21 protein-coding genes and 2 pseudogenes are annotated in these 24,748 nt (G+C 73.3%); 12 read left to right on the top strand and 11 right to left on the bottom strand.

The features are described 5' to 3' along the window. Positions 1-43 precede the first annotated feature (43 nt). From ABEB12_RS09300 to ABEB12_RS09290, 3 genes are all read left to right on the top strand, one after another. A complete protein-coding gene (locus ABEB12_RS09300; RefSeq protein WP_185066671.1) occupies positions 44-745 on the top strand; it encodes an alpha/beta fold hydrolase in 702 nt (233 codons plus the stop codon). 314 nt (positions 746-1,059) lie between these two features. Further along, positions 1,060-2,703, top strand: coding sequence for a bifunctional UDP-N-acetylglucosamine diphosphorylase/glucosamine-1-phosphate N-acetyltransferase GlmU (gene glmU, locus ABEB12_RS09295; RefSeq protein WP_185066752.1), 1,644 nt, complete (start codon positions 1,060-1,062; stop codon positions 2,701-2,703). 16 nt (positions 2,704-2,719) lie between these two features. Beyond that, a complete protein-coding gene (locus ABEB12_RS09290; RefSeq protein WP_185066672.1) occupies positions 2,720-3,700 on the top strand; it encodes a ribose-phosphate diphosphokinase in 981 nt (326 codons plus the stop codon). 255 nt (positions 3,701-3,955) lie between these two features. On the opposite strand, the gene ABEB12_RS09285 is transcribed toward ABEB12_RS09290, so the two are convergent. Then, positions 3,956-4,102: a hypothetical protein gene (locus ABEB12_RS09285; protein WP_185066673.1), complete on the bottom strand. Its 147-nt coding sequence runs from the start codon at positions 4,100-4,102 to the stop codon at positions 3,956-3,958. A gap of 1,639 nt (positions 4,103-5,741) precedes the next feature. Between ABEB12_RS09285 and lysA the strand changes: the two genes are divergently transcribed. The 7 genes from lysA to ABEB12_RS09250 all read left to right on the top strand — a co-directional run bounded on the left by lysA (position 5,742) and on the right by ABEB12_RS09250 (position 11,548). After that, on the top strand, positions 5,742-7,082 hold the full coding sequence (gene lysA, locus ABEB12_RS09280) for a diaminopimelate decarboxylase (RefSeq protein ID WP_185066674.1): 1,341 nt from the start codon (positions 5,742-5,744) through the stop codon (positions 7,080-7,082). A gap of 164 nt (positions 7,083-7,246) precedes the next feature. Then, positions 7,247-7,873, top strand: coding sequence for a 50S ribosomal protein L25/general stress protein Ctc (locus ABEB12_RS09275; RefSeq protein ID WP_185066675.1), 627 nt, complete (start codon positions 7,247-7,249; stop codon positions 7,871-7,873). Beyond that, positions 7,842-8,453: an aminoacyl-tRNA hydrolase gene (gene pth / locus ABEB12_RS09270; protein WP_185066753.1), complete on the top strand. Its 612-nt coding sequence runs from the start codon at positions 7,842-7,844 to the stop codon at positions 8,451-8,453. Before ABEB12_RS09275 ends, pth begins: the two co-directional genes overlap by 32 nt. Before the next feature lie 209 nt (positions 8,454-8,662). After that, positions 8,663-9,628 carry an MsnO8 family LLM class oxidoreductase gene (locus tag ABEB12_RS09265; protein WP_221499085.1) on the top strand — a complete coding sequence of 322 codons (966 nt, stop codon included), beginning with the start codon at positions 8,663-8,665 and terminating at the stop codon, positions 9,626-9,628. A gap of 21 nt (positions 9,629-9,649) precedes the next feature. Continuing rightward, entirely contained in the window at positions 9,650-9,862 is a 213-nt protein-coding gene (locus tag ABEB12_RS09260; RefSeq protein ID WP_185066676.1) for a hypothetical protein, read from the top strand. Further along, complete coding sequence (locus ABEB12_RS09255) at positions 9,859-10,842, top strand: amidohydrolase family protein (protein WP_185066677.1); 984 nt, start codon at positions 9,859-9,861, stop codon at positions 10,840-10,842. The genes ABEB12_RS09260 and ABEB12_RS09255 overlap by 4 nt, the downstream gene beginning before the upstream one ends. 64 nt (positions 10,843-10,906) lie before the next feature. Further along, positions 10,907-11,548 carry a pyridoxal 5'-phosphate synthase gene (locus ABEB12_RS09250; RefSeq protein ID WP_185066678.1) on the top strand — a complete coding sequence of 214 codons (642 nt, stop codon included), beginning with the start codon at positions 10,907-10,909 and terminating at the stop codon, positions 11,546-11,548. Here ABEB12_RS09250 and ABEB12_RS09245 read toward each other — a convergent pair. Next, complete coding sequence (locus ABEB12_RS09245) at positions 11,534-13,204, bottom strand: long-chain-fatty-acid--CoA ligase (RefSeq protein ID WP_185066679.1); 1,671 nt, start codon at positions 13,202-13,204, stop codon at positions 11,534-11,536. The genes ABEB12_RS09250 and ABEB12_RS09245 overlap by 15 nt on opposite strands. 33 nt (positions 13,205-13,237) lie before the next feature. On the opposite strand from ABEB12_RS09245, the gene ABEB12_RS09240 reads away from it, so the two are divergent. Further along, complete coding sequence (locus ABEB12_RS09240) at positions 13,238-14,590, top strand: M20/M25/M40 family metallo-hydrolase (RefSeq protein WP_185066680.1); 1,353 nt, start codon at positions 13,238-13,240, stop codon at positions 14,588-14,590. 313 nt (positions 14,591-14,903) lie between these two features. Here ABEB12_RS09240 and ABEB12_RS09235 read toward each other — a convergent pair whose 3' ends face one another. The 3 genes from ABEB12_RS09235 to ABEB12_RS09225 all read right to left on the bottom strand — a co-directional run bounded on the left by ABEB12_RS09235 (position 14,904) and on the right by ABEB12_RS09225 (position 17,136). After that, positions 14,904-15,791 (bottom strand): acyl-CoA thioesterase domain-containing protein, encoded by an 888-nt coding sequence (locus ABEB12_RS09235; RefSeq protein ID WP_185066681.1) that lies wholly within the window; start codon positions 15,789-15,791, stop codon positions 14,904-14,906. Positions 15,792-15,916: 125 nt separating this feature from the next. Beyond that, positions 15,917-16,729, bottom strand: a complete 813-nt coding sequence (locus ABEB12_RS09230) for an alpha/beta fold hydrolase (RefSeq protein ID WP_185066682.1) — start codon at positions 16,727-16,729, stop codon at positions 15,917-15,919. Positions 16,730-16,737: 8 nt separating this feature from the next. Then, the gene (locus ABEB12_RS09225; RefSeq protein ID WP_185066683.1) at positions 16,738-17,136 is read right to left on the bottom strand and encodes a DoxX family protein; all 399 of its coding nucleotides are present in this window, start codon (positions 17,134-17,136) and stop codon (positions 16,738-16,740) included. A gap of 185 nt (positions 17,137-17,321) precedes the next feature. Between ABEB12_RS09225 and ABEB12_RS09220 the strand changes: the two genes are divergently transcribed. After that, positions 17,322-18,545 (top strand): MFS transporter, encoded by a 1,224-nt coding sequence (locus tag ABEB12_RS09220; protein ID WP_185066684.1) that lies wholly within the window; start codon positions 17,322-17,324, stop codon positions 18,543-18,545. On the opposite strand, the gene ABEB12_RS09215 is transcribed toward ABEB12_RS09220, so the two are convergent. The 6 genes and pseudogenes from ABEB12_RS09215 to ABEB12_RS42065 form a co-directional block, all read right to left on the bottom strand. Further along, positions 18,516-19,718, bottom strand: coding sequence for a serine hydrolase (locus ABEB12_RS09215; protein ID WP_185066685.1), 1,203 nt, complete (start codon positions 19,716-19,718; stop codon positions 18,516-18,518). The genes ABEB12_RS09220 and ABEB12_RS09215 overlap by 30 nt on opposite strands. 59 nt (positions 19,719-19,777) lie before the next feature. After that, positions 19,778-21,781: an ABC-F family ATP-binding cassette domain-containing protein gene (locus ABEB12_RS09210; protein WP_345702685.1), complete on the bottom strand. Its 2,004-nt coding sequence runs from the start codon at positions 21,779-21,781 to the stop codon at positions 19,778-19,780. Position 21,782: 1 nt separating this feature from the next. Beyond that, positions 21,783-22,805, bottom strand: coding sequence for a 4-(cytidine 5'-diphospho)-2-C-methyl-D-erythritol kinase (locus ABEB12_RS09205; protein ID WP_185066687.1), 1,023 nt, complete (start codon positions 22,803-22,805; stop codon positions 21,783-21,785). 10 nt (positions 22,806-22,815) lie between these two features. After that, the gene (rsmA, locus tag ABEB12_RS09200; protein WP_345702731.1) at positions 22,816-23,676 is read right to left on the bottom strand and encodes a 16S rRNA (adenine(1518)-N(6)/adenine(1519)-N(6))-dimethyltransferase RsmA; all 861 of its coding nucleotides are present in this window, start codon (positions 23,674-23,676) and stop codon (positions 22,816-22,818) included. A 7-nt stretch (positions 23,677-23,683) separates the two neighbouring features. Beyond that, positions 23,684-23,950, bottom strand: a pseudogene (locus ABEB12_RS42070) (transglycosylase family protein); the annotation flags it as partial. A gap of 375 nt (positions 23,951-24,325) precedes the next feature. Next, positions 24,326-24,448: pseudogene (locus ABEB12_RS42065) on the bottom strand (ubiquitin-like domain-containing protein); the annotation flags it as partial. Positions 24,449-24,748 lie beyond the last annotated feature (300 nt).

Raw genomic sequence — 24,748 nt, 5'->3', positions numbered from 1 at the left:
AACCGGCTCGCCCCGGCGGGCCCCGGAGTGCTGGACTCGCCGGATGAAGCTTCTTTTCGTGCACGGGGCGTGCGTGGTGGACGGGGAATGGTGGTGGCACCGGATGGTCGGGCCGCTGGCGCGGGCCGGGCTGGCCACGGCGGCGGTGGAGCTGCCCAGCTGCGGGCCCAGGGACGGCGACGGGCCGCTGGGCGACCTGGCGGACGACATCGAGGCGGTGCGGGTAGCGGCGGCCGGCGACGAGCCGGTGCTGCTGGTGAGCAGCTCCTACGGCGGCATGGTGATCACCGGCGCGGCGGCCGGGCTGGGCAACGTGCGGCACCTGGTCTACCTCAGCTCGATGCCGCCGGACGCCGACCAGCCGGTGACCGCGCTGGCCGACCCGGCCGGGCCGTCCTGGCTGGAGCCGGAGCCGGGCGGCACGGCCGTGCGGCTGCGCGCCGACCTGACCGACGAGGACTTCCGCGCGCACTTCCTGGCCGACTGCGACCCGGCCGCCGTGCGCGGCGCACTGGACCGGATCGGCCGGCAGTCCGCCGCCGCGCTGACCCAGCCGCCCGGCGCGGCCGCCTGGCGGGAGCTGCCCAGCACCGCCGTGATCTGCACCGAGGACCGGGCCACCCCGCCGGACCGGCAGCGCCTCTGGGCCGCCCGCGCCGGCCGGGTGCTCGAGCTGGCCGCCGGCCACCACCCGTTCCTGTCCCGGCCGGACGAGCTGGCCCGACTCATCGCCGGAGTCATCTAGCGCGGAACGCGCTGGCCCGAGCGGGCGCCCAGTTCGGCGCACGCGGAAGTTGCCGGAGCGCACAGCCCGGCGGCCAGATCAGGGCCGCGAACCCGGTCCCTTTACGCTACTTCCGGGCCACGACGCGCCACGTGATGGCTGAGGCTTGACAAAACTGCAGCACCGTATCGGGCTACTGAACGTAACCGTCCGCAGCGACCGGGCCGGGAGAGGGGGAAACCGGGGTCACGGGAAAGTGGCCGGCCGGTCCGGCCCTACCATGCTCCGGTCCAGCGGACGTGGCACGAGCAAGCGACGAGGCGGGGGGAACCGCGATGCTGGAAGGTAGCAGGAACGGCACAAACGGGCGGGCGGGTGACACTGGTGACTACTCGGGACACGCGTTGACGTCCGGAACGGGCGCCCTGGACGCCCCCAACCCGGCCGCCGTTGTGGTGCTCGCCGCCGGCGAAGGGCGCCGCATGCACTCCGCCAAGCCCAAGGTGCTGCACGAGATCGCCGGCCGGGCGCTGCTCGGCCACGCCGTGCACGCCGCCGCCGCACTGGCCCCGGAGTACCTGGTCGTGGTGGCCGGCCACGGCCGTGACCAGGTGCGGGAGTACCTGGCCGGGCTGGCCGGCGAGCTGAGCCGCTCCGCGCTGCTGGCCATCCAGGAGGAGCAGAACGGCACCGGGCACGCGGTGGACTGCGCCCTCGAGTCGCTGCCCGCACTGAGCGGGCCGGTCATGGTCACCTACGGGGACGTGCCGCTGCTGGACGCCGCCACGCTGCGCGGGCTGCTCACCGAGCACGCGGCCGCCGGCAACGCGGTCACCGTGCTCACCGCCGAGCTGGAGGACCCGACCGGCTACGGCCGGGTGCTGCGCGACGGGGATGCGGGACCAGGCGGACCGGTCACGGCGATCGTGGAGCACCGCGACGCCACCCCGGAACAGTTACTGATCAACGAGATCAACTCCGGCGTCTACGTCTTCGAGGCCGACGTACTGCGCGACGGCCTGGCCACGCTCGCCGCGTCCGCGCAGGTCAACGCCCAGGGCGAGCAGTACCTGACCGACGTGCTCGGGTTCGCCCACGCGGCCGGGCGGCGGGTCGGCGCGCTGCGCTGCACCGACCGCTGGCAGGTGTGCGGGGTGAACGACCGGGTGCAGCTGGCCGAGATGCGCGCCGAGCTGAACCGGCGGCTGCTGCAGGGCTGGATGCGCGCCGGGGTGACGGTGGTCGACCCGGCCACCACCTGGGTGGACGTGCGGGTGCGGCTGGAGCGGGACGTCACGCTGCTGCCCGGCACGCAGCTGCACGGCACCACCACGGTGGCCGAGGGCGCCCAGATCGGCCCGGACAGCACGCTCACCGACTGCTGGATCGGCGCCGGCGCACAGGTCACCCGCACCCACGGTTCCGGCGCGGAGATCGGCCCCGAGGCCAGCGTCGGCCCGTTCGCCTACCTGCGTCCCGGCGCGCGGCTCGGCGCCTCGGGCAAGATCGGCACCTTCGTCGAGGTGAAGAACTCCGACATCGGCGCGGGCACCAAGGTGCCGCACCTGACCTACGTGGGCGACGCGAGCATCGGCGAGCGGTCCAACATCGGCGCCTCCTCGGTGTTCGTCAACTACGACGGGGTGACCAAGCACCGCACCATCGTGGGCTCCTACGTGCGCACCGGCTCGGACAACACCTTCGTCGCCCCGGTCACCGTCGGGGACGGCGCATACACCGGCGCGGGCGCGGTGATCCGTCAGGACGTTCCCCCCGGCGCGCTGGCCGTTTCCGCCGGTGATCAACGCAACCTGGACGGCTGGGTGACCCGGCGCCGGCCGGGCACCCCGGCCGCGCTCGCGGCGGAGCGGGCGGCCGCCGAGGAGCCCGAGGAGACACCCGACGCAACGCCGCGCCGAGCGGCGAGCGACACTGTAGGTACCCACACCGCGCCGAGCGGGGGACGCCAAGTCGGGTAGGAGGGCTGGTACCAGCATGTCGGCCATGTCGACGATTCCCAAGAAGAGCCTGATGTTCTTCGCGGGGCGGGCACACCCGGAGCTGGCCGAAGAGGTGGCCAAGCACCTGGACGTGTCGATCACCCCGCAGACCGCGCACGACTTCGCCAACGGCGAGATCTTCGTGCGGTTCGAGGAGTCGGTCCGGGGGTGCGACGCCTTCGTCATCCAGAGCCACACCAACCCGATCAACGACTGGCTGATGGAGCAGCTGCTCATGGTGGACGCGCTGAAGCGCGCGTCGGCCAAGCGGATCACCGCCGTCATGCCGTTCTACCCGTACGCCCGCCAGGACAAGAAGCACCGGGGCCGCGAGCCGATCTCGGCCCGGCTGGTCGCGGACATGTTCAAGACCGCCGGCGCGGACCGGATCATGACGGTTGATTTACACACCGCGCAGATCCAGGGCTTCTTCGACGGCCCGGTGGACCACCTGTGGGCGATGCCGCTGCTCGCCGACTACATCCGCGACTCCTACGCCGACCGCGACATCGCGGTGGTCTCCCCCGACTCCGGCCGGGTTCGCCTGGCGGAGAAGTGGTCGGAGAGCCTGGGCGGCTGCCCGCTGGCGTTCATCCACAAGACCCGGGACCCGCGCCGGCCGAACGAGGCGGTGGCCAACCGGGTGGTCGGCGAGATCACCGGCCGCACCTGCATCGTGATCGACGACATGATCGACACCGGTGGCACCATCGCCGGCGCGGTGAAGGAGCTGCTCGCCGACGGAGCCGCCGAGGTGGTCATCGCGACCACGCACGGCGTGCTCTCCGGCCCGGCCAAGGAGCGGCTGTCCACCTGTGGCGCGCGCGAGGTGGTCGTCACCAACACGCTGCCCATCCCCGAGGAGAAGCGCTTCGAGGGGCTCACCGTGCTGTCCATCGCCCCGCTGATCGCCCGCGCGATCCACGAGGTGTTCGACGACGGCTCGGTCACCAGCCTCTTCAACGGCAACGCCTGAGGACGCACTTCACACCGCGGCGCACGCCGCGGTCAGAATTACGCTGCGTAACAGCCGCGTGGCGGGTCGACCCTATTCGGTTCATCGACATCGACGTCCGTCTGGTTTGATCCCGGCCGGGCCAGACTGGTGTCGATGTCGACGAACGGCATCCCGCGTCCGGCCCTCGACGCCGCTCGGAGCTGTCACGATGCGTGATGGAACGCCGGGCCCGGCCGGACGGACGACGCCGAGGTCGCGGGAACTCCCAAGGATTCAGCTGTCGGACTGCTCGTCGTCCTCGTCGTCCTCGTCGTCCTCGAGCAGCTCCTGGGCGTCGTCCTCGATCTCTTCCTCGGACATGTCGGCCCATCGTTTGAGGGCGCCGGACTCGAGCTTGCGCGCTTGCCGTTCATCGGCCACGGAGTGGGGGTCACCTCGCTGTTCGGACGTGGATGACGCCCCCCGAGCGCGTCACGCGCCACCGGCTTCGACTGGCGCGGGCGCCTAAGCTAGCGGCGCTTCGCGGGTCTAGCAATGATCTTGAGACGCAAGTGACAACTGTGCCGTCTGAGAATTCAATCACCACGTCCCAATTCTCACTTTTGTCCCACAGGACGCAAGTGCGACGAATTCCGGGGTTCCGGCGGAAATGCGGAATGTTGCGATATAGCAAATCACGACGACTAGTAATCATTAGCGCCAATGATCGAACAATCATGCGCACAGCTGCGGGAAATCGATCTCAGTAATCGGCTCATTACGCATCGTGAACAGGCCGCTGAATTTCCAAACACATACCGCGAGGTCACAGTTTCGTGACAGGGCTAACGTTGTGTTAAGGAAGGGCCGATTGTTTCCCCAGGCGACACCATTCGGGTGAGCCACCGAGCTGAGGAACGGACCAATGGCTGACTCCGAACAGACCTCCGGAGCCGCGTGCGACGCGCCGGCCAGCGCCCCGGCCAAGACCAAGAAACCCCCTGTCAAGCGGGTTCGCCAGGGCAAGTCCGGCAAGGGCACGCCGAGCATTCCGGCGCAGCGGGGAGAGATGCAGGTGCCCCCGCCATTACGTGATCAAAATGGCCGATTTGCCCGGCACCGGCAGCTGGAACCGCTGCCCGATCTTGCCGGCGCAATGGCTCAGGTGCCCGGCGGCCTGGGCGTCGCTCTGCCGTCCGAGTTCGAATTCGCCGGGGTAAAGTGGACCTTGGCGGACGCCGCATTCGATGGATCACCTATAGGATTTCAACTCGCCTTCGAACTCGCCCACGGCGTCCGCAAGACCTCTTCCGGAACCCTCGCGGCGAGTCACTCGGAAGCGATCTCGACGACTCGCTCCCTCCCCGGCAAACCCGCGCCGGACTCCCCCGTCGCCCTCCGGGCCGATCCCCCGGCGAACCTCCCCGGCGACACCACCACGACCTCCCCCGCGACCCCCGCCGCCGTCCCCGACGACTCCCCCACGATTCCCCCCGCCGTCCCCGACGACTCCCCGACAGCCCCCACCGCCGTCTCCACCGCCGCCCCAAAGACCTCTGACACCGTCCCCGGCCCCACAACTCCGTCCGACGGGCTTCCCGGCGGTTCCGCCGCCGACTCCGCGGCCCTCCCCGGCTCCCCGACAACTCCCGCCGCCGGCGCTCCGGGACCTCGCCACGGCAAACTCCGCGCCACTGCCACCACCGACGCCGCCGGGCGGCGTGTCCCCGGCGAATCCCGGGCAAACCCCGACGCCGAGGCCCGCCCCGCCGGCCCCCCGGCCTCCCCACCCACCGAGCCGGTCCCCGACCCCTCCGTGGCGGCCGCGACGGTTCGCCTGCCGACTCCGTCGACCCCCGCGACCGAGCCCGGGCCCAAGGCGGCGGACGCCACTCCCACGGCCTCGTGATCCGGCGCCGGCCGTGACCCCGGCCACCTGATCGTCAAGAACCCGCCAAGAAACCGGGCCGGGCGCGCAAGGATCGGCTCAACCCTCCGGGCGAGCGGAGCCGGCGCGGCGTAGCAAGACCTGCGAGGCGCCGGCACCCGCCGGCGCAACACTCGCAACCCGGAGGACCCGGTGACCCTCGGCGACCTAGTCCCATCCCTGCGTACCTCGTTGAACGCGCGACTGGAGCCGAACCTCTGGCCACTCACCGCGCGCGCCGACTGCGCCGGCGAGCTGACCCTCGCCGGCGTGTCGGTGGGCCACCTGGCCGCGTTGCACGGCACCCCGACGTACCTGCTGGACACCGAGCACGTCCGCGACCGGTGCCGGCGCTACCGCGCCGCGCTGCCCGGCACCGAGGTGATCTACGCCGGCAAGGCCTTCCTGTGCACCGGGATGGCCCGGCTGGTCGCCGAGGAGGGGCTCGGCCTGGACGTCAGCTCGGCCGGCGAGCTGGCGGTGGCGCGGGCGGCCGGATTCCCGGCCGAGCGGATCGTGCTGCACGGCAACGTGAAGACCGCCGAGGACCTCAAGGCGGCGACCACCGCCGGGGTCGGCCGGGTGGTGATCGACTCCACCGACGAGATCGACCAGCTGGCCGCGCTGACCCGGCACCGGCAGGACGTGCTGATCCGGATCGCGCCGGACATCGACGCGGGCACCCACCGGGCGGTGACCACCGGGACCGCCGACCAGAAGTTCGGCTTCCGGGTGGCCGACGGCACCGCCGCCGACGCGGTCCGCCGGGTGCTCGAGCAGCCCCGGCTGCGCCTGGTCGGGCTGCACTGCCACCTGGGCTCGCAGATCTCCTCGGTGGCGCCGTACGAACGGGCCGCGGAGCGGATGATCGGGCTGTACGCCGAGCTCGGCCGGCGGCACCGGATCACCTTCGACCAGCTCAACCTGGGTGGCGGGCACGGCATCCGCTACACCGACGCGGACCGCGCGCTGGACCTGGCCGCCTACGCCGAGCGGGTCCCCGCCGCACTCCGCGCGGCCTGCGCCGCGCACCGCGTGCCGCCGCCCCGGCTGTCCGTGGAGCCGGGCCGGGCGATCGTCGGCGGTGCCGGGATCGCGCTCTACCGGGTGGCCGTGGTGAAGCGCCGGCCCGGCGGCCGCACCTTCGTCGCGGTGGACGGCGGGATGAGCGACAACCCCCGCCCGGCGCTGTACGGCTCCCGCTACCCGGTGCGGGTGATCGGCCGGCCGCTGCGCGCGGCCTACCGGCCGGTCACCGTGGTCGGCCGGCACTGCGAGGCCGGCGACGTGCTGGCCGAGGTGCCACTGCCGGAAGACATCCACCCCGGTGACCTGCTGGCCGTCCCGGCGGCCGGGGCCTACCAGTACTCGATGGCGTCCAACTACAACATGGTCGGCCGGCCGCCCGTGGTCGCCGTGGCGGACGGCGCCTCCCACCCGCTGCTGCGCCGCGAGTCGGAGGCCGACCTGCTGGCCCGCGAAGTATGCGAATGACGCCCTGACGTATGCTGTGCGGGTTGCCTCGGCGAGGGCGGTCGCTCCCGACCGCCGTGATCGACGCGGTTGACGGCTCTGGTCCGGTTTGATCAGACACGTCAACGTGTCGCGCCGAGGCCGCCGAGACCTTTTGCAGATTCGTCAGTTCGAGGAGTACCCCCGTGGCCGAAGCACGCATCCAAGCCGAAACCCGCACCGAGTTCGGGAAGGGCGCGGCCCGCCGGGTCCGACGCGCCGGGCAGATTCCGGCGGTGCTCTACGGCCGGGGCAGCGAGCCGGTGCACCTCGCCCTGCCGGCGCTGGAGTTCGCGCGCACCCTGCGCGAGCACGGCCGCAACGCGGTGCTCACCCTCGCCCTGGACAGCGGCCCGCAGCTGGCGCTGCCCAAGACCGTGGTCACCCACCCGATCCGCAACTACATCGAGCACGTCGACCTGCTGGTGATCAAGCGCGGTGAGAAGGTCACCGTGGAGGTCCCGGTGCACGTCATCGGCGACGCCGCGTCCGGCACCCTGGTCACCCAGGAGCTGGACCGGCTCGAGGTCGAGGCCGACGTGTCCAGCATCCCGGAGTCGCTGGAGGTCTCCGTGGAGGGCCTGGAGGTCGGCACCCAGATCCAGGCCGGCCAGGTACCGCTGCCGGACGGTGTGGAGCTGCGCACCGACGCCGAGTACCTGGTGGCCAACGTGGTCGCCTCGCCGACCGCCGAGGCCATGGAGGGTGCCGTGGATGCCGAGGGTGCTGGTGTGGTCGAGGATGCGCCTGAGACTCCCGCTGAAGAAAGCTGACCCGGCCGGCACCGCGCTGGTCGTAGGCCTGGGCAACCCGGGCCCCAAGTACGCGGACACCCGGCACAACGTCGGCTTCGCCGTGGTCGACCTGCTGGCCGACCGGGCGGGCGCGAAGTTCCGCCCGCACAAGGGCGTTGCCGACGTGGCCGAGGGCCGGCTGGCCGGCGCCCGTGCGGTGCTGGCCAAGCCCCGCTCCTACATGAACGTCTCCGGTGGCCCGGTCAGCTCGGTGGCCCGCTACTACCGGGTGCCGCCGACCGAGCTGATCGTGGTGCACGACGACCTGGACCTGGGTTTCGGCGTGATCCGGCTCAAGCGGGGCGGCGGCGAGGGCGGCCACAACGGGCTGCGCTCGATCAGCCAGTCACTGGGCTCCCGGGACTACCTGCGCGCCCGGTTCGGCATCGGCCGCCCTCCGGGCCGGATGGACGCCGCCGACTTCGTGCTGCGCCGGTTCTCCTCGGCCGAGCGCTCCGACGTGGACCTGGCCGTCGACCTGTGCGCGGACGCCGTGGAGGCGCTGCTCTCCGACGGCCTCGAGGCCGCGCAGAACAAGTTCCACGCGCTGTCTGGTTAGGACGTGACCCGCGGATCTATGCCGAGCGAGCGGTGATCCAGACGGATGCATCGCAAGGCGGACGACGAGCTCATAGCGGAGCTATGGGCGAGGAGGACAACGCCGCGAGGCGTTCGTCTGGGCGCCGCGCAGCCGGCTGAATGATCTGCGGGTCACGTCCTCGTCTCACCGGGGAATCCCGGTGGCGGCGGCGGGCGTTCCGTCCGGTGATGTTCGGGAACGTGCGGTTGTCGCTGTTGGACCGGTCGCGGACCAGGGCCGATGAGCCCGACGCGGCCGCGTTGCGGCACACCGTCGCCCGGGCCCAGCGCGCCGAGCGGCTGGGTTACCACCGGTTCTGGGTGGCCGAGCACCACGCGGTGCCCGGCATCGCCGGCGGCAGCCCGCCGGTGCTGATCGCGGCGGTGGCCGCGCGCACCGAGACGATCCGGGTGGGTTCGGGCGGGGTGATGCTGCCCAACCACCAGCCGCTGGTGGTGGCCGAACAGTTCGGCATGCTGGATGCGCTGTACCCGGGGCGCATCGACCTCGGTGTGGGCCGGTCACTGGGCTTCACCCCGCCGGTCCGCCGGGCGCTGCGCGCCGACGACTCGGACACCTTCGCCGAGGACCTCACCGAGCTGCTCGGTTACCTGGACGGACGCGCCCCGGTCACCGCCCGGCCCCGGCTGGAGCGCCCACCACCGGTGTTCGTGCTGGCCACCGGCCACGGCCTGGAGCTGGCCGGGAACGCCGGGCTGCCGGTCGTCATCGGCGGCCCGGTGCTCTGGAACTCCGAACTGGTCGACCGGCTGGCCGACTACCGCGCCCGGGCCGGCTCGGCCGGATACCTGATGATCTCGCTGGACGTGCTGGTCGCCGACTCGGTCTCCGCCGCGCGGGAACTGGCCCTGCCGGAGGCATGGGCGCTGGCCGAAGCGCGCACCGTCGGCGCCTTCCCCGCGCTGGCCCCGCCGGACGGCTCGCGGGTGCTGACCGGGCGGCAGCGCTCGGTGGTCGAGTCCGCGCTGGACCGGACCGTCCTGGGGGACGAGGTCACGGTGTCCGAGCGGCTCGAGGAGCTGTTCGCACGGACCGGGGCGGACGAGCTGCTGGCCAGTACCTCGACCTACGGGCTGGCCGAGCTGGCCGAGTCGGACACCCGGTTGGCCGCGCTGTTCGGGCGGCCGGTCTAGGGCGCATCCACCGGACACGCCTTGGTTCGGGATCAGCACCGTGCGGCGCCCAGCCTGCTCGGGCTCGGTCCAGGCGCGTTCCACGTCGGCGAGCGGGACCCCGACGAGTCTGACGACCGCGGGACCGTCGGCGTGCTGTCCACGCGCGACCGCGACCGGCTCAGCCGGCTGGCCACCCGCATCGCCGAGTCCTCCCTTGCCCCGGCGGCTGGGCGGGCAGGATGGCGGCCGTGACCCTCATCGCGATCGAAGAACACTGGATGCTGCCGGAACTGACGTCCGCGCTGGAAGCCATGCCGGCGCGACTTCGCGACGAAAGCCTCGCCTTCAACGAGATGGGCGACAACCGCCGGCGCCTGGAAGACATGAGCGCCGGCCGGCTGGCAGAGATGGACGCCCAGGGAATCGACGTGTCGATCCTCGCCCTGACGCCGCCGGGAGCCCAGCCGCTGCCGCCCGGGGACGCCGTACGCCTGAGCCGCACCGCGAACGACATCGCCGCCTCGGCCGTCGGCAACCATCCGACCAGGTTCCGTTCGCTCTCCACCTTGCCCATGTCGGCCCCGGAACGGGTCGCGGCGGAGCTCGAACGAGCCGAGAGCCTGGGTCACGTGGGCACCATGGTCTACGGCCGGTCCGGCGATCTGTTCCTCGACGACCCGGTGTACGACGACTTCTTCTCGGCCGCGGCGCATCTCGGGCAACCTGTCTTCATCCACCCCCAACTGCCGTCGTCCGCACTGCGCGACGCCTCGTACCGCGGCTTCGACCCGATGACAAACCTCGCCCTCGCCACGTTCGGTTGGGGCTGGCACCTGGACGCCGCGACCGCGGCGCTGCGGCTGATCATCCGGGGCACCTTCGACCGGCATCCCGACCTGCGGATCGTGCTGGGCCACTGGGGCGAGATGCTGCTGTTCTGGCTGGACCGGGCGGACAGCCTTTCCCGCATCGCCGGCCTGCAACGATCGGTGTCCGACTACATACGGTCGAACTTCTTCATCACCACGTCCGGGATGCTCAACCCGGCGCTGCTGAACCACGCGCTGTCGGTGACCTCCGTGGACCGACTGATCTTCTCCACCGACTACCCGTTCCAAAAGCCGACCCGGGAGGAGATCGGTTCCTTCCTCGGCCGGTTCGCCTCCGACGAGGACCGCCGCAAGTTCTCCTCGGAGAACGCCTCGGCCCTGTTCCGGCTCGGCCTCGCCTGATGGAGGGGGAGGCCCACGCCCGCGCGAACCTGGCCGCCGAGCCGCGATCACTAGAGTCCCGAACGTGAGCATGCTGCGCGGTTGGCCGTCCTTTCCCGACCAGATGCCGGACTTCCCCACCGACGATCCGCCGGCCCAGCCGCACCACCTGTTCCGGGAATGGCTGGAGGACGCCGGCCGGCACCTGCTCGCGCCGCACGCGGTGACCCTGTCCACCGTGGACGCCGACGGCGCACCGGACGCCAGGGTGGTCATCCTCAAGGACTTCGACGGCACCGGCTTCGCGGTCGCCACCAGCGCGGACAGCCCGAAGGGCGGCCAGCTCGAGGCCAACCCGGCCGCCGCGCTCACCTTCTTCTGGCCCGGCCGGGGGCGGCAGGTACGGGTACGCGGCACCGCCGCGCCGTGCGCCCCGGAGGTGTCCGCCCGGGACTTCCGGGAACGCTCGCCGGAGTCCCGCACCGAGGCGTTCATCGGGCACCAGTCCGAGGTGCTGAACGACCCGGCCGAGCTGCGCGCGGCCGCCGAACAGGCCCGCCGCCGCATAGCCGAGGACCCGGAGCTGGTCGCGCCCGGCTGGACCCGCTACCTGGTCACCCCGAACAGCGTGGAGTTCTGGCAGGCCAGGCACGACCGCCGGCACATCCGGCTGCGCTACCGCCGCGACCCGGCCGGCGGCTGGCGCACCGAACTACTCTGGCCGTGAGTCGAGCAGGTCCTTGGTGGCGGCCCGGCGGAGCTTGCCCGACGGGGTCTTGGGCAGCGAGCCGGGGGCCAGCACCTCCACCCGGGCCGGGCGGGCGCCGATCGCCGAGAACACCTTCGCGGTGACCTCTTTGCGGATCAGCGACTCGGCCTCGGCGTCGCCCGCTCGTCGGGACTCCACCGCGACCAGGAAGGACTCCCGCTTGCTCGCGCCGACACCGCTGCCCGCGTCCAGCCGCACCGCGACCGCGTTGCCCGCGCGCACCCCGTCCACCTCGCCGGCGGCGCGCTCGATGTCGGTCGGGTAGATGTTCCGGCCGCCCATGATGATCACGTCCTTGAGCCGGCCGCAGACCACCACGATGCCGTCGGCCAGGTAGCCCTGGTCGCCGGTGTCCAGCCAGCCGTCCGCGTCCTGGGTGGCCAGCGGGCCGTCCACGGTCAGGTAGCCGGGGGTGACCGCCTCGCCGCGCAGCTGGATGCCGCCCACCTCGCGATCGCCGAGCACCCGGCCGTCCTCGCCGACCACGCGCGCCGAAAGGCCGGGCAGCGGCGGCCCGAGCAGCGGGAACCGGCGCGCCGGCCGATCACCCGAAGCCGGCACCGCACGCTTCTCCGCCTCCAGAGCCTCTGCGTCAATAATGTCCACCCGCAGGCCGGTCTCGATCGGCGCGAAGGAGACGCCGAGCGCGGTCTCCGCCATGCCGTACGCGGCCACCACGCACTCCGCGCGCAACCCGAAACGGGCGCCGGCGTCGGTGAACGAGGCCACCGCGTCCGGGTCGATCGGCTCGGCGCCGTTCAGCGCGAACCGCAGCGTGGACAGGTCCAGCGAACCGTCCTCGGCCCGGCCCAGCTGCCGGCCCAGCACCGCGTAGGCGAAGTTGGGCGCGGCGGTCACCGTGCCGCCGTAGCGGCTGATCAGGTCGGCCCACAGCAGCGGCCGGCCGAGGAAGTCCGCCGGGGTGACGGTCACCAGTTCCAGGCCCACGGCCATCGGCACGGTCATGAACCCGACCATGCCCATGTCGTGGAACAGCGGCAGCCAGGACACCATCACGTCCCGGTCCACCCGCAACTCGGAGGCCTGCACCATCGCGGTCAGGTTGGCGTACAGGTTGCGGTGGGTGATCCGCACCGCCTTCGGCTCGGCGGTGGAGCCACTGGTCAGCTGGAGCAGCGCGATGTCGTCCTCGCTGTGCGGCACGTCCGGCAGGGCCGGGCCCTCGGCGATTCCCTCGCCGAGCTCTGCGATCGGCCGGACGGTGATGCCGCGCTCGGTGAGCACGTCGGCCAGCGGGTCGAACGGCGGCCCGAGCAGCACCAGCCCGGCGCCGATCATGTCCAGCACCTTGACCGTGTCGGCGGCCCACTCGGCCAGGTCGGTGCGCGGGGTCGGCTGGTGCAGCATGGTGACGCTGCCGCCGGCCAGCCAGATGCCCTGCGCGGCCGGCGCGATCAGCGCGGGCTCGCCGGCCAGGACGGCGACCGAGGTCCCCGGGGTCAGGCCGTTGCCGGCCAGGTCGGCGGCCATCCGGCGGGCCACGGCGTGCACCTCGGCCCAGGTTCGGCGCACCGGCTCACGGGGTTCGCCGGTGGTCATCCCCCTCGGCGATTCGGCGGCGCTGGTCAGCAGCAGGTCCAGGAAGCGGCTCACGGCGGAAGCCTACGGGCGAGTAGCCTCGGGCGCGTGCCCGACTTGCGCAGCGCCGTGCGGAACGCCCTCCCTCCGGCCCGGTCCGACCTGGAGAGCCTGGTCAAGATTCCCAGCATCTGGGCCGACCCGGCGCACCGGGACGACACCCGGCGCTCCGCAGAAGCGGTGGCCGCACTGGCCAGGGACGCCGGGGCGGCCAGCGTGGACATCGTGGCCGCGCCGGAGGGCGCCCCGGCGGTGCTGGCGCACTGGCCCGGCCCACCCGGCACCCCGACCGTGCTGCTCTACGCGCACCACGACGTGCAGCCGACCGGCGGCGACGAGCACTGGACCAGCCCGCCGTTCCAGCCCACCGAGCGGGACGGCCGGCTGTACGGGCGTGGCGCGGCGGACGACAAGGCCGGCGTGATGATGCACCTGGCGGTTCTCCGGGCGTTCCGCGAACTGCGCGGCGGCCCGCCGGTGGGCGTGACGCTGTTCATCGAGGGCGAGGAGGAGTCCGGCTCCCCCACCCTCACCCAGCTGCTCGCCGAGCACCGCGACCGGCTGTCGGCGGACGTCATCGTGATCGCCGACTCGGGCAACCCGGCCACCGACGTGCCGGCGCTGACCACCAGCCTGCGCGGCCTGGTGGACTGCACCGTCGAGGTGCGCATGCTGGAGCGGCCGGCCCACTCCGGCGTCTACGGCGGCCCGCTGGGTGACGCGCTCACCGCGCTGTGCCGGCTGTTGGCCACGCTGCACGACGACAAGGGCCGGGTGGCGGTGACCGGCCTGGTGCACAACACCTCGGACGCCCCGGACCTGGACGAGGCGCAGTTCCGCTCGGACGCGGCCGTGCTGGACGGGGTGGACCTGCTCGGCACCGGCAAGCTGGTGGAACGGCTCTGGCAGCAGCCCGCGGTCGCGGTGCTCGGCGTGGACGCGCCCCGGGTGGCCGAGGCGGCGAACGTGCTGCTGCCCTCGGCGCGCGCGGCGGTCAGCCTGCGCATCGCCCCTGGCCAGGACCCTGCGGTGGCGCAGCGCGCGCTGACCGAGCACCTGGTGGCGCACGCGCCGTGGGGCGTGCACGTCACGGTGACCCCCGGCGCCGCCGCGGCGCCGTTCGAGCTGGACGCGGTCGGCACGGTGTACGACGTGGCCCGGCGCACCTTCGGCGAGGCGTACGGCAACGCGGCGGTCGAGGTGGGCATCGGCGGGTCGATCCCGTTCATCGCCGAGTTCGCCCGCACCTTCCCCGGCGCGGCGGTGCTGGTCACCGGCGTGGGCGACCCGGCGAGCCGCTGGCACGGCATCGACGAGAGCCTGCACCTGGGCATGTTCGAGAAGGCCGTACTGGCCGAGGCCCTGCTACTGGCCGAACTGGGCGAGAGCACCGGCGCGTAGTCCCGTCCCCACCCTCCAGGACGGCCGGCCGGTTGCGCTGCCCCTGGGCACCCGGCCCCACCCTTTCGCTACGCACCGCAATTGCCGGAGCAACGTCCGAACGTGCCTGAGCTACCGTCACCCCACCGAGAGTCGGCTCAGTCCCCTCCGATCATGGAATTCACCGGACTGAGCCAGCGCTCGACGAAACTACCCGCCCGAGCCGGATCGCAGTCTGATCACGATCCGTAACCGAGGCACGGAAGCGGGGCGACGCTCGAGACGCCGGTGGACCGGCCTGGGCTGGGCCGAACAGCCGCAACGAACCACCCGCTCAGCCTCGGCCGGCGCTTCGGAGGACGAAGTCGCCGACCGCGATCGTGCGGTCGGCCTGGCGCAGCTCGGAACGGGCGAAGTACGTCCGCCTGGTGGCATGGGAGAGCGAGGCCGCGGGGGTGATCGGTGCGCCGGTGCCGGCCGGCGCGGCGAACGCTACGTGCCCGGACACCATCCGCAACGGTCCGTCCACGGGCACGGCCGAACAGGCGGCGGCGTGGGCCAGGGCGAAGATCACCCCGCCCTGGACGGTGCCGCCCCGGTTGAACATGGCCGAGCTGGGCCGCCAGCCCGCGCCGTTGCGGGACAGCTCCAGCAGCCGCTCGATCCAGGACCGGTCGCCGTCCGGCGTCTCCGCCGCGCGCAGCAGGTCCCGCAGCACCGCCCGCTCCTGCTCGGTCAGCCCCTCGGCCGGGATCGGGTCCACCGACGGGGCCTCCCACCGGCGCGTCCACGGCAGCGTGCGGGCCTTTTCGGCCGTGTCGCGCACCACGAAGCTGCCCAGCGCGCTGCCCACCACCCGGTCCCCGCTGACCAGTTCGCCGCGCGCGTCGGCCAGCCCGTCCGCCGGCTCGCCGGGCCAGGCCCGCACCCGCAGGTCGGCCGGCACCACCGGCTCGGACAGCTGCACGGTGAGGCTCACCGTGGGGATGCTCTGCCCGCCGGCGTAGCGGGTGCGCAGGGCGGCGGCCAGCGCGAAGTCGGCCAGCATCGCCGCGTCCGGCATGCCCAGCGGCACCGCCGGGCGCGGCCGGTCCGGCGAGTACCGTAGCTCCACCGCCGCCTCGGTCGGCCACACCGGCCCCATGCCGAGCAGCACGGCCAGCGGCGGTGCCCCGTTGGCCCTGGTGACCGCCAGCGCGGTGCGGATGTGTTCGTCCAACATTGGAGCCTGCCCCGCGGATCCTTCAGCCGGCTGCGCGGTGCCCAGATGGCGCCTCGCGGCGTTGTCGTCGGTCGACATAGCTCCGCTATGCCTCCCTCCTCCGCCTTGCGATGCATCCATCTGGATCACCGCTCGCTCGGCATAGATCCACGGGGCAGGCTCCAAGCCGCCAGGAAGTCGTTGACCAGCTTGCCCGCCTCGTCGCGGCACTCCTCGAAGTAGGCGTGCCGGGCACCGGGGAACAGCTCCAGCCGGGCGTCCCGGATGCCCTCGACCAGCAGGTCGGCGTTGGCCGCCGGGTTCAGCCGGTCGTCGGTGCCGTGCAGCACCAGGGTCGGCGCGGTGATGTCGGCGAGCACGGCGGAGGCGTCGTGCCGGGCGCTGGCCACCAGGTGGTGGTGCCGGGCGTGCCGGGGCATTCGCGGGTCGCCGAGGGTGCCGTGCGGGCCGGGGTGGGTGGCCAGCCATTCCGGGGTGTACATCAGGTCCAGCAGCGCCTCACGCGCCCTGGCCGGGTCGGGGTCGGCCAGGGACCGGCGCACCTCCTCGGTGCGCTCCACCGCTCGCGGGCCTCCGGGCGAGGTGCAGCCCAGCACCAGCCGGCGCACCCGGTCCGGGTGGCGGGCGGCCAGCCACTGGGCGACCCGGCCGCCCATCGAGGTGCCGTACACGTCGGCCCGTTCGGCGCCCAGCGCGTCCAGCACCGCGAGGGCATCCACGGCGAAGCCCGGCGTGCTGTACGGCACGTCGGGCTTGTCGCTGTCCCCGGTCCCCCGGTAGTCCAGCGTGACGGTCGTCCGATGCGGCTCGAAGTCCCCGCGCACGCCCTGCCACCACTCGTGGGTGCAGGACTGCCCGGCCAGCAGCAACAGCGGCGGTCCCGTTCCGGCGGTCTGGTAGGCGATCAGGGTTCCGTCCGGGGCGGTCGCTCGGGGCACACCCGACCCTAACGGCCGACCTTCACGATCCGCCGGACCAGGTCGTTGCGCAGGTACAGCGGCAGCCACACCAGCACCCCGACGTAGATCGGGAACAGCAGGGTGGAGAACAGCGGCGCCTCGATGCGCAGCTGGGCGCACAGCGCGCCGCCCAGGTAACCGGTGAGCAGCACGGCGCCCAGGATCGCGGTGCGCGGCACCAGGTACAGCACCAGGCAGACCAGCAGCGTGCCGCCGATGATCCGCACGCTGGAGTCCGGGAAGCCCATCTGCACGGTGGCGTCCACCACGAAGGGCAGCCGGATCAGCTTGGTGACGGAGTCGAAGAGCAGGAACAGGGCGGTCAGCACGGTGATGACCACCGCGGTGACGGTGGCGGCCCGGCTCGGCTGGTGGGTGGTGGTCATGATGTCGGTCCCTTCCGGTCGGTGGAATGCGGTGGAATGAACGGGCAGACCGGCCACCGACGGAAAACTAATCGGGCGCCCCGCCGGCTGTGAGGTAGGTTGCCGACGTGAGCTCCCCGGAGGCGTCCAGACGGTAGCGCGTATCGCGCTGCCCTCTGTAACCCTCCTGATTGGGATCCCCAACAATGCCCGTAGTGGTATTCGTGCTGGCTGCCGCCGTTTTCGCGCAGGGCACATCGGAGTTCATGCTGTCCGGCCTGCTCGCCCCGATCGCCGCCGACCTCGGCGTCTCGGTCGGCGTCGCGGGCCTGCTCACGTCGGTATTCGCGGTCGGCATGGTGGTCGGCGCGCCGGCCATGGCGATGGCGGTCGGCGCGGTGCCCCGGCGCACCGCGCTGATCGGGTTTCTCGGGCTGTTCGGCGCCAGCCACGTGTTCGGCGCGCTCACCCCGGACTTCGGGCCGCTGCTGGCCAGCCGGGGTGTCGCGGCGATCGCCAACGCGGGCTTCCTGGCCATCACGCTGGCCAGCCTGCCCGCGCTCGTTCCGCCCGCCGCGCTCGGGCGGGCCACCTCGGTGATCCTGTCCGGGGTGACGCTGGCCTGCATTGTCGGCGTGCCGGCCGGGACCGTGCTCGGCCAGCTGCTCGGCTGGCGCGCCGCGTTCTGGGCGATCGCCGTCCTCACGGCGGCCGCACTGGTCACGCTGGCCCTGCTCACCCGCCGCACGTCACGGTGTCTCCCGTGTGCGCCGAACCGGGCGCACACTCGGCGAGCGCGTTCCGCGCTGGACGTCTCGGCCGAGGGTCCCGCCCGCCGGGAGTGGCGGACGCTGCGCCGGGCCGGGCTGCCGGTGGTGATCACGCTGGGGGTGCTGGTCAACGCCGCGACCTTCGCCGGCTTCACCTACCTCGGCACGCTGGCCGGGACGCTGTCCGGCGGGTTCGGCGTTCCGGTGGCGCTGGCGCTGTTCGGGGTCGGCTCGTTCGCCGGGGTCACCCTGGCCGGGCGCTACGCCGACCGCTTCGGCCGGCGACTGCTCACCCTTGGCCTGCCGGTGCTGGCCGGGGTGTGGCTGGCCGCCGCCCTGTTCGCCGGGCGGTCGCTGGCCGGGTTGCTGGTGTTCGCGCTGGTCATCGGGGCGAGCGCGTTCGGCATCGGGTCCACGCTGATCGCCGCGATCGTCCGGGCGGCCAGCCCGGACGCGCCCCGCATCGCCGGCGCGGTGGCCACCACCGCGTTCAACGTCGGCGCGGTGATCGGCCCGGCGGCCGCCGGGCTGGTCGTGCACCAGGCCGCGCTCGCACCGAGGGCGTTCTGGATGGGCGTGGCGTTCACCGCCGTGTCGGCGGCGCTCGCCCTGGCCCGGCCGCGCGCGTTGTCAGGCGGAGAGGGCGCCCGGCCGCTGTAGCGCGCGGAAGGTCCGCACGCACAGCCGGGACAGCCGGACCAGGGCGAGGTCACCCATGGCGTTGGACAGCGGGTAGACGCGGTTGCTCACGAACGCGGCGGACAGCCCGGTGGCCGGGTCGGCCCACGCGCCGGAGCCCGCGTAGCCGTAGTGCCCGAACGCGGTCGGCATCCGCACCCCGGGCACGAAGGCCTGGTGATAGCCCAGCCGCCAGTACATCGGGAAGCCCAGCGCCAGGTCCGGCACCCGGCTGCGCGGCGGCCGGGCCAGGTCGTGCACGGTGCCGCCGGTGAGCAGGCGGCGGCCGTTCACCGCCCCGCCGTTGGCCAGCGCGCCGTACAGCGTGGCCAGCGACTCGGCGGTGAACAGGCCGTTGGCCGAGGGCATCTCGGTGTCCAGCACCGGCGGGCAGGGTGGCCGGAAGACCTCGTTCACCCCGGGCGAGAGCATCGCCTCGGCGATCCGCCGGTGCGGCAGGGTGATCGGGAACGGCAGGGCGACGAACCGGGCCAGCAGGTCCGGCATTGGCCGAAGCTCGCCGATGGTCGCGGCCACCCTCTGGCTGTCCGGGTCGGGCCGCCCGATGTGCAGGCCGTCCACGCCCAGCGGCTCGGCCAGCTCGGTGCGCACCAGCTCGGCCATGCCCTTGCCGGTGATCGCCCTGGCCAGGCCGGCGCACAGCCAGCCGAAGGTGATGGCGTGATAGGCCGAGGAGCCCGGCCGGTGGTCCGGGGCCTGCGCGGCCAGCCGTTGCTCGGCGGCCCGGTGGTCCAGCAGGGCGTCGGCGTCCGGCGCGATCGGGGCCAGCCGGTCCAGGCCGGCCTGGTGGCGCAGCAGCTGCCGCACGGTGATCCGGTCCTTGCCGCCGGCCGCGAACTCCGGCCAGAACGCGGCCACCGGGTCGTCGTAACCGAGCAGTCCCCGGTCGGCCAACCGGTGGATCACCGTGGCGGCCACGCCCTTGGTGGTGGAGAAGGACAGCGCCAGCGTGTCCCGCCACCAGCCGGCCCCGGTGGCCGGGTCGGCCACGCCGCCCCAGATGTCCACCAGCACCCGGTCCCGGTGGCGCAGCACGAACGAACCACCGCCGCGCCCGGCGACCCGGAACAACCGCTCGAACAGCTGGGCGACCGGCTCGAAACCCGGCTCGACATTTCCCTGGCAGACCCGCACCGGGCACCTCCGTCACGTCCTCGGGACGGACCTAAGTTACCGGCAGTAGGATAATGTGATCAACCCTCGGCGGTTTCCGCCGCGAGCAGCCACTCCTCCTCCACGGTGGCCCGCTCGGACACCAGCGCGCGCAGCTCCGCGTCCAGTTCCAGCAGCTTGGCCGGCTCGGTGGCGGCCTCGGCCAGCGCCTTGTGCAGCGCCGTCTCCCGGTCCGCGAGCACCTCCAGGCGGCGCTCCAGCCGGCGCGCCTCCTTCTGCGCGTCCCGTCGGGCGGCGGCGGAGGTCCCCGGCGGAGCCGGGCTGGGTCGGGCGCCCGGTTTGGCGCCCGACGGAGTCACCGGCGCGGGCGAATCGGCGGCACCCGGCGACGCGCGCCGGGCTCGATCTCCCGCGGGCGCCGAACTGGGCGCCCGCTTGGCCAGCGCGTTCCGCGCTAGGTACTCCTCGATGCCGCCGGGCAGGTGGGTGATCCGGCCGTCGCCGAACAGCGCCACCACCGTGTCACACACCCGCTCGATGAGGTACCGGTCGTGGCTGACCACGACCATGGTGCCCGGCCAGCCGTCGAGCAGGTCCTCCAGGCGTTGCAGCGTGTCGATGTCCAGGTCGTTGGTCGGCTCGTCCAGCAGCAGCACGTTGGGTTCGTCCATCAGCAGCCGGGTGAGCTGCAACCGGCGCCGTTCGCCGCCGGAGAGCTCGGCCACCGGGGTCCACTGCCGGCTGGCCGGGAAGCCCAGCCGCTCCAGCACCGAGGACGCGGACATCTCGTCGCGGCCCAGCCGCACGTAGTTGGCCACCTGCTCGACCGCCTCGAGCACCCGCAGCTCGCCCGGCACGTCCCGCAGCTCCTGGGTCAGGTGGGCCAGGCGCACGGTCTTGCCGGTGACCAGCCGGCCGCCGTCCAGCGCCCGCTCGCCGGCCAGCGCGCGCAGCAGCGTGGTCTTCCCGGAGCCGTTCACCCCGACCAGGCCGATCCGGTCACCGGGACCCAGCCGCCAGGTCACCCCGTTGAGCAGCTCTCGGCCGGCCACCCGAAGGCTCGCGTCCTCGAGTTCCAGCACGGTCTTGCCCAGCCGGGCCGAGGCGAACGCCATCAGCTCGGGCGCGTTGCGCGGGTCCGGTTCGGCGGCGATCAGCGCCTCGGCCGCCTCGATCCGGAACCGGGGCTTGGAGGTGCGGGCCGGGGCGCCGCGGCGCAGCCAGGCCAGCTCCTTGCGGGCCAGGTTGCGTCGGCGCTCCTCGGCCGCGTCGGCCTGCCGGGCCCGTTCCGCGCGGGCGTACACCCAGTCCGCGTAGCCACCCGTGTACGCCTCCACCCGGCCGTTCGCCACCTCCCAGGTGCGGTCGCACACCGCGTCCAGGAACCACCGGTCGTGGGTCACCACGACGACCGCGCGACGCCGGTTGACCAGGTACTCGGCCAGCCAGGCGATGCCCTCGACGTCGAGGTGGTTGGTCGGCTCGTCCAGCACCACCAGGTCCGCCTCGCCGTCGGCCGAGCCGATCAGTGCGGCGGCCAGCGCCACCCGGCGGCGCTCGCCGCCGGACATGCCGTCCACGGAGCGCTCCAGGTCGGTGCCGATGCTCGTTCCGCGTCCGCTCCTCTCGGTGCCGATGCTCGTTCCGCGTCCGCTCCTCTCGGTGCCGATGCTCGTTCCGCGTCCGCTCCTCTCGGTGCCGATGCTCGTTCCGCGTCCGCTCCTCTCGGTGATCTCCAGACCGGCGAGCACCTCGCGCACCTGGGGGTCGGCGGCCCACTCGTGCTCCGCGCCGGTGGCGCGCCGGCCGAGCACCACGTCCCGCACCCGTGCGCCGGCGGGCAGCTCAGTGTTCTGGGTGACGACGGCGATGCGCAGGTCGCGCTGCCGGCTGACCCGGCCGCCGTCCGGCTCCCGGGTACCGGTGAGCACCTCCAGCAGCGTGGTCTTGCCGCCGCCGTTCAGGCCGACCACGCCGATCCGGTCACCGGCGGCCACGCCGAGCGACACCCGGTCCAGCAGCACCCGCGCGGCGTCGCCGGGGACGTGCGCGGTCACCGACTCGAAGTTGATCAGATTTGGCATCTCAGGCGCGGGCCGGGGGAAGGCGGGGCGGCGCGGGGGGCGCGCCGTTCGGGCCGGTCTCGTCCTCCACCAGCCGCGCGCCGGGCACCGGGCCGTGGGCCACCCGGACCGCGCGGCACACCCCCACCCCGGCCAGCTCGGCCGCCACGCCGATCGCGGCGTCCTGGTCGGCGCAGAGGAACGCGCAGCTCGGCCCGGACCCGGACACGATCCCGGCCAGCGCACCCGCCTCCACGCCGGCGCGCAGCGTGCGGCGCAGCGTCGGCTCCAGGCTCACCGCCGCCGCCTGCAGGTCGTTGGCCAGCAGCAACGCCAGCTGGCGCGGGTCACCGGAGGCCAGCGCCTCTAGCACCGGCTCAACCCCGCCCGCCCGGGGCGGCACGGTCGCCGAGGCCGCGGGGGGGCGGGCGGGACGAGAGAGCCCGCGCAGCCGGTCCAGCTCGCGGAACGCGTCCGGTGTGGACAGGCCCCGGTGGTGCAGCGCGATGACCCAGTGCTGGCTGTGCCGGGAGAGCACCGGCACCAGCCGCTCGCCCCGGCCGGTGCCCAGCGCGGTACCGCCGTGCAGCGCGAACGTCACGTCGCTGCCCAGCTCGGCGGCCAGTTGGCCGAGTTGGTCGCGCGGCAGGTCCAGCTTCCACAGCGCGGAGAGCCCGACCAGGGTGGCCGCCGCGTCCGCGCTGCCCCCGGCCATGCCGCCGGCCACCGGGATCTGCTTGCGCAGCACCACCCGCACGTCCGGCTCCCGGCCGGCCAGCTTGGCCAGGGCCAGCACCGCGCGCCAGGCCAGGTTGCGCTCGTCGGCCGGCACCGCGAGCGGGCCGTCGTCGTTCGCGCCCTCGCCGTACACCTCGACGCCGGGCTGGTCGGTGGCCGCCACGGTGACCTCGTCGAACAGGCTCACCGCGTGGAACACCGTGGTCAGGTCGTGGTATCCGTCCGAGCGTGGGTCACCGACGGACAGGTGGAGGTTCACCTTGCCCGGAACACGCACGGTGACCGGTGGCGGGACGACTGCGAGCACGAATGTCACTCTACGTGCGTGCGTCGCTAGGCCGATCGGCGGAGGCGGCGATACGGGCAAAGTCGGCGATGGTCAGCCGCTCCGCGCGGTCGGTCGGATCCACCCCGGCGGCGCGCAGCCGCCGCTCGGCCGCCGACGGCGATCCGGCCCACCCGGCCAACGCCCCGCGCAGCGCCTTGCGTCGCTGCCCGAACGCCGCGTCCACCACAGCAAACACCTCCTTGCGGGTGGCCCCGCCCGCATCCGGCGGTGGCTGCCGCTCGAGCGCCAGCAGCGCCGAGTCCACCCCGGGCACCGGCCAGAACACCGTCCTGGGCACCGGCCCGGCCCGGCGAGCGTGGGCGAACCAGGCCAGCTTCGCGGTCGGCGCGCCGTACTCCCGGCCACCCGGCGAAGCGGCCAGCCGGTCCACCACCTCGGACTGGATCATCACCAGCCCGCCGCGCAGCGAGGGCAGCCCGGCGAGCAGGTGCAGCACCACCGGCACGCCCACGTTGTACGGCAGGTTGGCCACCACCAGGTCGGGAGCGACCGGCAGCTCCTCGGCCCGCACTGCGAGCGCGTCCTCGGTGAGCACGGTCAGCCGGTCGACCAGGGCGGGCGCCCGGTCGGCCACGGTGCCCGGCAGCGCACCGGCCAGCACCGGGTCGATCTCCACCGCGACCACCCGCGCCGCGTGCGGCAGCAGCGCCAGGGTGAGCGAGCCGAGCCCGGGACCGACCTCCAGCACCACGTCGTCGCTCCCCACACCGGCCAGCCGGGCGATCCGGCGGACCGTGTTGGCGTCGTGCACGAAGTTCTGCCCGAGCTTCTTGGTCGGCCGCACACCCAGCCGCTCGGCCAGCGCGCGCACCTCGGCCGGCCCGAGCAGGCCGGCCTCAGCGGGGGTCGCCGCCTCGGGACAGGCCGAGCTTGCGGGAACAGGCCGGCCAGGCCCCGAACCCGCCGCGTCGGCTCCGGACGTTCTCGGCAACCGCGATCTGCTCCTCCCGGCTGGCCTGGTGCGGCAGCGCCGCGTACCGGGCGCCGCCATGCGCCCGCCAGGTCCGCACGTCGAACTGAAGGCCACCGTAGTAGCCGTTACCGGTGTTGATCCGCCAGTTCCCACCGGCCTCGCACTTGGCAAGCTTGTCCCACACCGATCCGAGGGCCACGCCCGGGGCCGGCGGAACCGCTCCCGGCGCCCCGGGCGGCAACGCTTGCGGCGGTGCTTGCGGCGGCGGTGCTTGGGGCGCGGGCCGGGCGGGAGGCTCGGGCTCGAGCACGGGCGGCGCGAGGGCCGACCCGCCGAACGGGGTGAGCCGCACGCTCAGGCCGGTCAGCGGGATCCGGGTGTCCGGCGGGACGCTCAGCTCCCCCGGCTGGGCGTCCATGTCCAGCACGTACAGCGCGTCGTGCACCGACCGCTCGGTGGTCCACACCGTCCGCTGCCGGCCGTGGCTGACCAGGGTCAGCTCGCGCGCCCGGTTGAACGTGATCAGGTCGCCGTCCGCCAACTCGGTGTCCCCGGTGGGTTCCAGCCGGTCCCGCTCGCCCGGGGTGAGTCCCGCCGCGCGCACCGCGCCGAGCACGTCGGTCGCCTGGGTGCGCACGGTGCGGTCCTCGCCGTCGACGGTGACCGTGACGGTCTTCGGCAGGCCCACCGCGAGCCCCACCGCGACCAGCGCGACCGGCAGCCAGATGGCCACCAGGACCAGCCCCCGACCGCCACGGCTCACGGTCACGGAACGCTAACCGGCCGGCCACGGGCCCGTGGCCGTTTGGCGTTCGGTGCCCCGAACGGAGTACCGCCGGTCATCGCGTTACCGATCTCGTGTCCGCCACATTCACGGCCCTGACGTGGCCCATTTCCGCGCATTACTCCTTTTGCCTAAAACCGCTGCTCCTGGGCTGTTCGAGTGGTCCCACAACATTCGCGAAACGAATTCGCCGGGCCCGCTGAT

Source organism: Actinospineispora eucalypti, from assembly GCF_039543365.1.
Taxonomy (GTDB): Bacteria; Actinomycetota; Actinomycetes; order Mycobacteriales; family Pseudonocardiaceae; genus Pseudonocardia; species Pseudonocardia eucalypti.
Note: the sequence above shows the minus strand (reverse complement) of the source record. Positions and strands in the feature narration are given on the sequence as shown.